The following is an 11,205-nucleotide window of genomic DNA, read 5'->3' as shown; positions in this document are numbered from 1 at the left end:
ACCCTACATGCTTGATTGGTTAGTTTTCGCAGCAACTTCGACCTGTAACCCTTGCTGCGGATACTCAGGCACAGTGAGGACTAACATGTCATCATCATTTAATCCCTGATTGATCAGCATGAACTCTTTTTCTGCACGCAACACATTAACGGTTCTTGGTTCTAACTGATTGTTGTCGTTAACCACCCAAACCTGACGATTGTTAACCAGTTCTTGCGGCAGACGGTAAATATGCTTCAGCTCTTTGCCTGCGAACTGCACCTCGACATAAGAACCGAATTTCATCGCGGGCTGATCACTATCAATGGCGTAAGGATTCTCGACGCGAACCACCATATTGATCATCCTTGTGCTGCTATCTACTACACCGAGGTCACGGTCGATAACACCTTCACGGAAGGTATTTTCGATACCGCGCTGAATGATCTGAGCTGATGTTCCTGCGTAGTCTTGTGGCAAGAAAGCACTGTCAAAGCCTGCGATTGGAATATGCACTTCACCCGCTTCGACGTTATTTAACGTTGCGACGTGAGCACCCGGAGTGATGAATTGACCAACACCAATATCCCTCGACACTACCAGTGCATCGTAAGGTGCGATGATCTGGCAGTTTTCTAAATCACGTTTCGCTCTTTTTAGCTCGGCCTGTGCAGATTTCACTTGGGCATTGGCACTGAGCAGTTGCGGTTTACGGAGATATAAATCTGTGACCTGTTTTTCAGGCATACTCTTCGCTTGACGCTTTGCGACTTCGGCTTTTGCTTTCTCCTCGATAAGCGCTGCTTGTGCACTCGCTAACTGAGCTTCAGCCTGCAATACCGCCGCTTGGTAGTTGTCGTTTTCAATACTGAATAGGACCTCGCCTCGTTTTACAATACCACCAACGACAAAGTTGGCGTGCCAGCTGATTACCTCACCTGACACCTGGGCTGAAAGTTGAGTGACTTCCACAGGTCGAAGCTCGCCGTGGCTAGTAATCACGACCTTGTGGTCACTCGATTGAACTTTAGAAACGGTGACGACTGGTGGTGCTTTGGGTAGCTTACTCTCTAGTGACTCTGGTGCACTTGAAGCGATAGCTGAGTAGCCCGCATAAGCAGCCCCTAACGTGATAAATGGCAGTAACCAACGTAACGGCTTAGTTGTCATTTGAATTCCTTATCCGCTTGTAATAATACATTTGTGCAATCTCGGCTGACTTCACCGAGCAATAGAATTTATATACGTATGTAGAGAGGTTTTGCACCAATTCAGCCCACACTATACACCCAATAAATGACGTTCATAATAAATCCTTATCAATTCTCATTTTTGTTCATACATTGAATACCTAATTAGGCGATAGCAATTGCAGTGCCAAAATTAAGTCCCTGATAAATAAAAGCTTCCACAGGAGTAATTAATACTTACTAACTATGCAGTTGGTGAATGTAATCACTAGTAGGTGAAATTTACCTACTAGTGATTACAATAAAACCTGATGAGGCAAATATGCCCGATATTTCATGGGCTGTTTCACGGTCTATTTGATTATTTTAATATGGAGTTTACTGCGACTCTGCACGCCGCTTGCAATGATGGCTACTCTTTGTCTGACCAGGATTTTCAGCACTTCACTAACGCCTTGAGTCATAGCCAATCCCATTGCTAAATAAAAAAGGCTTAGCCGAAGCTAAGCCTTTTTCTATGCTGTTGTTGCTTGGGGTTGATAACGACCCGGCTTGTGGTTCATTGCCAGAATCAAGTTGGTCGCGACTGCGCCCATTACCGACAGAGCAATCAACGAAATATCGACAATAAACAAAGACATGATCACAATCGTACAGTCTAATGCCATTTGCACTTTACCCGCACGAATACCAAATCGCTCCTGCAGAAACAGCGCTAAAATATTGAATCCACCTAAGCTCATCTTGTGGCGGAATATCACCAGCATCCCAATACCGATCATCCCTCCGCCAAGAAGCGCCGCATAAAATGGGTCAATGCGGGCAATCTCTATGACATGGTGTAAGTGGTCAACCGCGAATGAAACAATAGTAACGGCAATGAAGGTATTGAGCGTGAATCGCCATCCCATTCGGGTGACGGATAAAATGTAAAACGGCAAGTTGAGCGCAAAGAAGATTTGGCCGAAACTGAAATCACTCACCTTAGTCAGGAAAATTGCCAATCCCGCAGTACCGCCTGTCAGCAGACCGACTTTATTGAAAAAGATAACGCCCAGTGAGACCAGAGCACTACCCAAAACAAGCGCAAGTAAGTTTTCGCGCAAACTATGTTCTTTATCCATTTAGACTTCCTATCCATTAGTACCAAAATCGAAATAGGCATCACGGCGACGTATTTCGATGGGCAATCAGATTCACAAACTGGTGAATCAAACCCGCATAAGATGTCGATTAATGACAAAAATGTCGAGATCTGACAGGAAATCACTTGTAAGGGCTGTGTTAAACAAAATGTACACTAGAGGTTAAGGTTACTTAGAGCGTTGTGATAAATTGACCACATTTGACTCTGAAGAGGTCGTTGGCTTACTGGCCTTCTCCTCGCTCCCACTGCGACCTTTCGCGCTATACATCGCTTCGTCAGCTAAGCTGAGCAATGAATCTTTATCTTTGGTCTGTTCAGGATAATGGCTAACACCAACACTCGCCCCAATCACGAGCGTGTGGCCGTCAAATACAATCGGCTGACTGATGACGTCTATGATTTGCTGAACTTTTTTATCGACAATGGACAGATCGTGAAGCAAGTCTAAGCAGATAACAAACTCATCCCCACCTAAACGACCAACAAAGTCCGACTCGCGTACACTCTCTTCTAATCGCTGCGCAATGTTGACTAACACCACATCACCAGCATCATGACCATAGGTGTCATTAACTTGTTTGAACTCGTCGAGATCAATAAACAGCAACGCCAATTTACAGCCACTGCGATTAGCTTTGATCATCGCATTCTCAAGTTGTTTATCAAATGCGCGGCGGTTCATTAGGTTGGTGAGTGGATCATGTTCGGATAAGAACAGCAGTTGCTCCTGCTTATGTTTGAGCTGTCGAGTCTGTCTGAGCACTTCTTCTTCAAGCTCTTTACGCGTGACCGTCGAACGACACAACGAGACGGTCATTTGATTAAAAAAGCTGGCGATAACACGAAACTCACTGTCCATTTTTACCGCTTCAACCTTGGTGTCCAATTTCCCCTTAGCAAGATCGATGATCGCTGCTTTCATTGCTTCTGCACCCGATTTAAAACGGAACAAAATTAGCCAAGCGGTGACGCTCACTAAAATGGAACAGATGATCAGCCACGCAGCAGCTGTCGCCATAACACTCTGTAGATTGGTGACGTTACGATTCAAGACAAGCTGATGAACGTAAGCAAGCTCCTCTGTCATGTTTTGCACGATCATGTTGTAGCGCGAATGCAGCAGGTTACGTGCATTGATATCGTCAGAATCCGTTTCTTTGCGTCTACCAGAACCATCAAAATAGAGCTCTTTTTCTTGCAGTAGCAAAATATGAAGGCTTCGGTTCATGTGTTGAATGTTGTCGAGGAGAATGTTGCTACTCTTATAAGCGGTGAGTTTAGTGTCCAACTCAGCGTGTGCGATCTCGACCTGATGCAAACTTGGCTGGTCACCAAACTGTTTAAACACCCATAATTGGCTGCGTAATAAATCGACGCACAGTTGTAGCTCAATAAGCTGATCCAGCTCGAATTTCGTTAGCTTCTGTTCGGCATGTATCTTTGAGAAAGAGATAACAATGAATAACGTCAACATCATCGTTGTCGTTGAAAGGATAAACATTTTCTTGAACAGAGAATCCAACATAGCGTCAATCCCTCAGTTCCATCGCTTGCTGATACGGATAAGGGTAAAGTAGCTCTCTGAAATCCGGCGGCGAGTTTTCGACTAACCCCATTTCAATCGCCCAGCGAGATTGTAATTGCAAGTTTGAGAGTAGCGAATTACCCAAGGATAAGCGAAACAGGTAGTCCTGCCATGTCCACTTGACTTGGCTAGGCGGAAGGTCAAGTCGTGTCGCGATCATCGCAATCGCCTCCTCTGGGTTGCTGTTTATCCATTCAATCGCCTTATCAAGAGCCTGTAGTAAGCGGGTCGGCTCATCACCAACAAACTCTAGATAAGGTGAGCGAGCAGTCAGGTTAAATGACAATTGATAGATCCCTTTAACCCCTAGATTCGCGACATCCGCAACAGAGAATAAATCCGCTTCAAAGCCCATTGGTTCCCATGCCGATATTGCATCAACTCGATACGAAAGCAGTGCCGGTACCATCTCGTGTGGTTGCAAATAGACTTTCTCTACGGGCATATGCTTGAGATTGTTGCTGATAAGTACCGAGTCGAAATAGAACTCACTAGCCGTGCCCTTGATGATGCCTACCCTACGACCTTCCAACTCGTTAACGCTATGAATACTGGCAGGCACGAGTGTGAGAAGTTTGAGGTCGTTGTCTGATTCAACAAAGCTGACAAGCAAAGAAAGATCATCACTCTGAAAGCTTTGGAACATCACAACAGACTCCGATGCCGTTGCATAGTCAACATTGCGATCTAGCATCAGGTTTGTACAAGCGGCACCACTCGAACAAGGGTGTTAGCTGACATCTAGATTAAAGGATTTAAAAAAGCCCAGTTGGTCAGCAACCAAAAAAGGCGATGATAAGGGTGTTAGAGAAACCCCTATTCTTATTTTTGAAGAGGTCGTCATCTGACTCATCTTCACTTCGTTTATCACGCCCCAAGCTACCGCGCACAACATAAGCACAGAAACACTAAGCGCCAATTTATTATTCTTTATAAACGGTATCATTGGCAGATCCATTTGCATAAGAAACCTAGCACATATAAATTTAGCCTATGAATTAAAAAAGTGAATCAAGAGCTCAAGTTTTTCAGATTGTCATGAATAATTTCTTTAAAACTTAACGCCAGTTCACAAAAACCAGCCCTTCCGATCCGCCAGTTCGTCTTACCTGTTCTCTTTTTCTCCATGCTTCCTGTTATATCTGTGTACAGATTCACTTGACGAATGATCACTATTCCTAGGCAGCGGAATTTGTTTTAATTGCCAGTCTATATCGACCAACGGAGCCATGTTTTGTTACACGAGATCTATATTGCAGGCGGATGTTTATGGGGTGTGCAAGAGTTTATGCGCCATTTACCCGGCGTTGTCACCACTGAAGCTGGTAGAGCCAATGGCACCTCAAGCACAACCTCGGGGCAATATGATGGCTACGCAGAATGTGTTCGTACTGAGTTCGATCCTAAATTGCTCTCTGTTGAACAGTTAATGGATTATCTGTTCGAAATTATCGACCCCTATAGCGTTAACCAGCAAGGAGAAGACATCGGTAAGAAGTATCGTACCGGTGTTTACAGCCGAGATGAGCAGCACTTAAATCAAGCCCGCCAGTACATTGCTGCGCGTCCTGACAGCAAGAAAATTGCAGTTGAAGTGATGCTGCTGACCAATTACGTCAAGAGCGATGACGAGCACCAAGATCGATTAACTCGATTTCCAAATGACTACTGTCACATTCCCGTCAATGTGCTGCATAAATATCGTAAGTAGTCAGCAGAGCAACCGCGCGTAAATCAACTGACATTGACGTTAAAAGCGACATTACCCTGTTTTAATGATTTAAGATCCAGTAAGTTAGTCAAAGTTGTATAACGCTATTCAAGGATTGAAATGTTTCAACAAGTGGTCGGGATTCTCTTCCCTGTGTTCGCGCTGATTGCCGTTGGCTTTTCCGTTGGCAGATGGCTTAAACCCGACTTTAGGCCGATTAACCGTATAAATATGGATGCGTTCACCCCTGCGTTGGTATTTTCATCGCTGGTCGCTATGCCTCTGGATACTGAGCAAGTGCCCCTTTTAAGCGCTGCCGCCATCGCGGTGCTGTTACCTGGCATCCTCATGCTTCCCGTGTGCAAACTCACCAAGCTAAACTATAAAGCTTGGGCGCCTCCACACATGTTTCGTAACAGTGGCAACCTCGCTATCCCGTTGTTCACTTACACTTTCGGAGACAGTGCGCTCGGGTCAGCGGTTTTACTGTTTGTGGTTTCGGCTTGCCTACATATTAGCCTCGGTTTAGCACTCCTCAGTGAAGGTAACCCTTTCAAACAGATCGTAAAGATGCCGATCTTTATCGCGGCAAGCTTAGCGCTAATCCTTAACGTTTCCGATATCGGTGTATGGACACCACTCTATGAAGCGACCTCGTTACTCGGTCAGGCGGCTGTTCCTGTCATGCTGCTTTCGCTTGGAGCACAGATGTGTAACCTAAGGTTGAGCGGCATAAAAGTGGGAATCTTATGTACGTTGCAATCACTGGCAACCGGTGCAGCTGCTTTCACGGTGATCTATCTATTCATTCCTCTACCGCCGATGCAACTACAAATGATGGTGCTCTTTACCATGCTACCACCAGCGGTGATGAACTATCTGTTTGCTGAACGCTTTCAGATTGAGCCAACGAAAGTCGCGTCAATGGTATTGTTCAGTAACTTCTTTAGTGTGCTGACACTGCCAATGTTACTCGGGTTCGCCCTCTCCTTGTGACCACTCTTCAGGGTTGGTGAGCATGGTTTTACCTTTGAACGTTTCAGCACGAATATCTTGAGGGTTGTAGATAGCACAGGATTCCATAGACAAACAACCACAGCCGATACAGCTACCTAGATCATCTTGAAGAGCTTTAAGCTGCTGAATTCTGTGCTCCAAACGCTCTTTCCATCCGGATGCCATCTGCTCCCATTCCTGACGGCTAGGAGCCTGATGCTTAGGCAAATGACCCAGTGACTCCGCAATTTCCTCCAGCGTTAGTCCGACTTCCTGAGCGGCTTTAATCACTGCGATACGCCTCAGTACGCTGCGATGATAGCGACGTTGATTGCCCTGATTTCTCCAACTGAAGATCAATCCCTTTTGCTCATAGAAGTGTAACGCTGAGACTTTGACTTGCGCTCTTTTCGCCACTTCTCCCACACTCATTTCCATATTGCACTCCAAATAAATTAAAATTCGCGCTTTACCTCAAGTTAACTTGAGGTTTTACAGTAGCACTAACTCAGTCAGATTACATAAGGATATTTCGATGAGACTAGTGACGAAAAATAGAACTTTGCCTTATCTTTCAGGACGCTTTTTTGATGGTATTTCATCCGGTCTTTTCATGATGGCTTTGCCGTGGGTCATGTTAAGCACACCCGACATGGGAACATTCATTGCCTTGGTTGCGCTTACCTGTACCGCAACATCATTTGTCCTCACGCCATTTTTTGCGACCTTAATTGATCGTCACTCACGCAAATTATTGCTGATCCTTGTTCAAGTGGTTCAGTCTCTCACCGCAACCATCGTATTGGTCGCATATCTTATTAATCTCGACTCTCACTGGCTCCTCGCCGGTGCTCAATTGGTGTTTTGGGTCAGTAGCAATTTAGCCTGGTCGACGAACAACGCGTTTACCCAAGAGAACTATCAGCGTCATGAATATGCTTCGATTTCAGGTAAGCAAGAGATTGTAATGCAGGCGACAACCCTTGGTGCTGGTGCATTAGGCGTCGTGTTACTGCAAAGATGGGGAATGGTCGAATTTGCAACGTTTGCCGCCATTGCATCGGCTATCGCTGCTGTGAGTTACATTGTCACACCATATCAACAGCAACTGCGTAGCAACAACCAAAACTCTTTTGTCGAACAGATGAAAGAGAGTCGTACCATCTTTGCTCAACAGCCACACTTCTATGCTTTTCTGCTGATGTCATGCCTTTCTTATCCAATTCTCACTTTCTTAGGAAAACTTGTCCCCATTTGGTTTGCTGAGAATGACATTTCCGGAGACTGGTATGCGGGCTATAACATCACCTTTGGTTTTGGTTCTTTGCTGACGGGTATATTTGTCAGCAGACTGCTCTCACTCAGCTCACATCAAACGACCATGCAATACTCAATGGCGCTCGTAGCGGCGTCCTTAGTGGGTATGAGCATCGCGACACACCCAATGTACATCCTTATGATGACGTTAGTGTTTGGATTTTTTAATGCCTTAAATCGTATCGCTCGCACTAATTGGATGCATCATACGATTGATGTCAGTCAGCGGGGCAGAGTCGAGGGTGGATTGGTGCTATTCTCCACATCTGTACAAAGTGTCAGTTACATCCTGATTGCGTATTTGGCGCGATACGATATGACTCAATGGGGCTTTGCTATTGCAGCGTTTACTATGTTTTTCGCGGTATTGGTCATGTCTCAACTCAACCGCTCTCGCGCTTTACAAGCTCAAATTGCCAACTGAACCCATATTGTCTCTCTCCAATTAAAAACCAAAGAGGTACACGGAGGTACCTCTTATATTCTCAGCCAATAGCAAATGAACTACGAGAGTTTAAAGCGAGCGACGATATCACTCAGTGTCTGATTCATATCTGAAATTCTCTGCGCCTCTTCTAATGCTTGTTGTCCATTGGCATCCAACTCACCAACAATGTCATTGATTGCGCTCATATTGCGGCTTAACTCTTGAGTAACGCTACTTTGCTCTTCTGCGGCTGTCGCAATTTGGGTACTGAGGTCGTTTATATCCGTCACAAATTGACTCATCACATCGAGACTTTCTGCCACTTCACCAGCCCCTTGCGCAGTTTGGGCGCACTTCTGTTTGGTCGATTCCATCGAATCCACCACGGATTGGCTGCCACGTAACAAGCTTGCTAGCGCCGCTTCAATTTCTTCAGTACTGGTTTTGGTTCGGCTAGCAAGGTTGCGGACCTCGTCGGCCACCACAGCAAAACCACGTCCCTGCTCCCCTGCGCGTGCCGCCTCAATGGCTGCATTTAGCGCCAATAAATTGGTCTGTTCAGCGATATCGCCAATCACACCAAGGATGGTATTAATTCCATCCGTCTCGGCCGCCATATTATTTACGTTTCCGGATGCCGTGCTTACGTCTTCGACTAACTCTTGAACATTTTTCTGCGCTTGTGTCACGGTATTCTTAGAAGCGCTACTCGCCTCACTCGCTTTATGAGTCAATTGCGCCGTATTCGCCGCATCCGTTGCCATCGAATCAGCCGTAGAGTTCATTTCCTCAATGGCTGTCACCACTTGCTCTGTCTCTTGAACATGATTTTGGAGAATAACGCTATTCCTCTGACTCTGATCTTTCATCCGATCGACATTCTCATTGAGATTTTCCGTCATCTGGCGAATCTCTAACATCATGCTCTGCAGGCTACCGATAAACGAATTAACACTTTCCGAGATCTCTCCCAAGTCGTCTTTCGTTTTGACTTCGATGCGCTGAGTGAGATCACCGTTTCCTTGGCTCAAACCAAGCATGGTCTGTTTCAATACTAAAATGGGTCGGTAAAGAACCTGCATAATTAGCATTGCTAGTATGACACTCACCATGGTTGCTATGGATGCCGTGGCGATCGCGGCTTGTTTCGCCGACACCAAATCAGAGAAAACAACTTCTTTCTCCAGCCCAGTAACGAAGTACCAACTTTTACCTGCAACATTGATTTTGTGCGAAAAAAATAGTTTTTCGACGGAGTCAATCTGACCTTCAAATACCGCCTCATTCACTCCGATTGACTGGCGAGCAACGTTTGCCAACCAAGCGTATTTGTCTGCCTTCTCTCCTGCTTTAACCAGAGAGAGAGAAGAAGCCAGAACGGTATTATCGTGATTAAGGATCATCGCGAATGCACCAGGAATATCGTTGGCACTTTTAACGATTTCGTTGAGAAACCCTAGCTGCATATCGACTGAGATCATGCCACTCAGTGTCTTGCGCACTATCGACACCCAGTAGGTGTCCCCGTCACTGCTTAAATAGGGCTCCGTCATTGCGGCCGTTGGACTTTGTCTTCCGAGCTGATACCAACTTCGAGTTGTAACGTCACCATTGTATTTGTGATTCGGCCACGTGTTTGCTGTCTGGTTCCAGTAGGCATCACCATTGGTAAATGCCACCACAGAACTGTTAAGGTTCATTCCACCCGCTATCAAGTGAGTCAAATCAATGAACTCTTGTTCACTGCCTGTGATGGGTTGATTCGCAAACAACGCCCCAACTTTGTCCAAACCCGCCACTTTTTCATTCAGTTTGCCACCGACCTGCTCAGCTTGAGCTTTGACATACTCCTGATTGCTTCTAGTGATCAGATCAACCAATGTCTCTTTCTGCTTAATGTATGAAACATAGCTCGACACCGTCACAGAAAACACCACCAGTGCGATGATCGATATAAGCAGTAACTTCCTAAATCCTAAATTTCTCATTACAAATTCCTTATTCACTCTATTGCCATAACGACTACAGAGCAGAGCCAATCACTCGAATTTATTATTAAATCTGTAAGTAAATTGTGGTAGGAATATGGTAAAGATCCAGCCTAGAACGCGAGTTCATGATGGATGATTGTCATTTCTTGGTTTGACACGCATAAAATCGCCATCAGGCACAAAAAAAGCAGCCCCTAGAGCTAATGCTTGTCAGTTAAGAAGCATTTAATACCTTTTTGAAGGCCTAGTCGCGTAGCGACTGGGCCTTCTTTTTACCACTCTTGGGTAGCTCCTATCTCGCCTTTCTGGCAGCGTAAAACTCTCAGCCATATCGAGTATGTAGTTCATTACCTCAGGGATTCTACCTGGCGCAACAGCAGGAAGGAGTTGTAACTGACCTATTAAGAACAACGACGCTTGCTTAAAGCCTATTTGATAAGGCATTACTTTATTCTGGTCGTAAGCCATTTGGCACATTAAGAAGCGAAGTAAGTTGTAGGCTAGCAACATCCCCCACAACTCTTGTATAACGAGTTCTGGTTTTTTGCTTCGTAGAGTAAGGCTGTTTTGAAGCATATATTGCTTCATCTCTCGATAGCCTAACTCTATCTCCCACCGATGACTGTAAAGCTCCGCAATATCTTTTCCTGGGTAACGTAAAGGGTCTGTCATTGACGTTAACAGTCGTATTTCTTTCCCCTTAACTACCTTAGTTATTAGGCGAGCCTCTAGTATTTCCGGGGCATCACACCATTTCTTTTTTGCTTGTGGAGAGAGCTTCAGCTCAACTAATTCTTCTCCACGTCCCAGTTTGCGAACCGTTGTATATTGAGCCCCTTTGCGCATAGGAATAAGCCAATGC

Annotated in this window: 10 protein-coding genes; 3 read left to right on the top strand and 7 right to left on the bottom strand. The window is 45.3% G+C overall.

What is annotated here, in order from left to right:
- Positions 1-3: 3 nt before the first annotated feature.
- The 4 genes from DA100_RS04515 to DA100_RS04495 form a co-directional block, all read right to left on the bottom strand.
- On the bottom strand, positions 4-1,149 hold the full coding sequence (locus DA100_RS04515) for an efflux RND transporter periplasmic adaptor subunit (RefSeq protein WP_138971095.1): 1,146 nt from the start codon (positions 1,147-1,149) through the stop codon (positions 4-6).
- Between the two features lie 535 nt (positions 1,150-1,684).
- Positions 1,685-2,293: a YitT family protein gene (locus DA100_RS04505; protein ID WP_138971094.1), complete on the bottom strand. Its 609-nt coding sequence runs from the start codon at positions 2,291-2,293 to the stop codon at positions 1,685-1,687.
- A 189-nt stretch (positions 2,294-2,482) separates the two neighbouring features.
- Positions 2,483-3,841, bottom strand: coding sequence for a GGDEF domain-containing protein (locus tag DA100_RS04500; protein WP_138971093.1), 1,359 nt, complete (start codon positions 3,839-3,841; stop codon positions 2,483-2,485).
- 4 nt (positions 3,842-3,845) lie between these two features.
- Positions 3,846-4,595, bottom strand: coding sequence for an ABC transporter substrate-binding protein (locus tag DA100_RS04495; RefSeq protein WP_240800876.1), 750 nt, complete (start codon positions 4,593-4,595; stop codon positions 3,846-3,848).
- Between the two features lie 540 nt (positions 4,596-5,135).
- Between DA100_RS04495 and DA100_RS04490 the strand changes: the two genes are divergently transcribed.
- A complete protein-coding gene (locus DA100_RS04490) occupies positions 5,136-5,612 on the top strand; it encodes a peptide-methionine (S)-S-oxide reductase (protein WP_138971092.1) in 477 nt (158 codons plus the stop codon).
- Positions 5,613-5,732: 120 nt separating this feature from the next.
- On the top strand, positions 5,733-6,608 hold the full coding sequence (locus DA100_RS04485) for an AEC family transporter (protein WP_138971091.1): 876 nt from the start codon (positions 5,733-5,735) through the stop codon (positions 6,606-6,608).
- Here DA100_RS04485 and soxR read toward each other — a convergent pair.
- On the bottom strand, positions 6,582-7,046 hold the full coding sequence (gene soxR, locus DA100_RS04480; RefSeq protein ID WP_138971090.1) for a redox-sensitive transcriptional activator SoxR: 465 nt from the start codon (positions 7,044-7,046) through the stop codon (positions 6,582-6,584). The genes DA100_RS04485 and soxR overlap by 27 nt on opposite strands.
- Positions 7,047-7,143: 97 nt before the next feature.
- On the opposite strand from soxR, the gene DA100_RS04475 reads away from it, so the two are divergent.
- Positions 7,144-8,349: an MFS transporter gene (locus DA100_RS04475; RefSeq protein WP_138971089.1), complete on the top strand. Its 1,206-nt coding sequence runs from the start codon at positions 7,144-7,146 to the stop codon at positions 8,347-8,349.
- Between the two features lie 80 nt (positions 8,350-8,429).
- On the opposite strand, the gene DA100_RS04470 is transcribed toward DA100_RS04475, so the two are convergent.
- Both DA100_RS04470 and DA100_RS04465 read right to left on the bottom strand, forming a co-directional pair.
- Complete coding sequence (locus tag DA100_RS04470; protein WP_138971088.1) at positions 8,430-10,340, bottom strand: methyl-accepting chemotaxis protein; 1,911 nt, start codon at positions 10,338-10,340, stop codon at positions 8,430-8,432.
- A 228-nt stretch (positions 10,341-10,568) separates the two neighbouring features.
- Positions 10,569-11,205: transposase (locus DA100_RS04465; RefSeq protein WP_138971087.1), on the bottom strand; the 637-nt coding region annotated here is incomplete at its 5' end.

It is taken from the genome of Vibrio sp. Hep-1b-8 (genome assembly GCF_006124995.1).
Lineage (GTDB): Bacteria > Pseudomonadota > Gammaproteobacteria > Enterobacterales > Vibrionaceae > Vibrio.
Note: the sequence above shows the minus strand (reverse complement) of the source record. Positions and strands in the feature narration are given on the sequence as shown.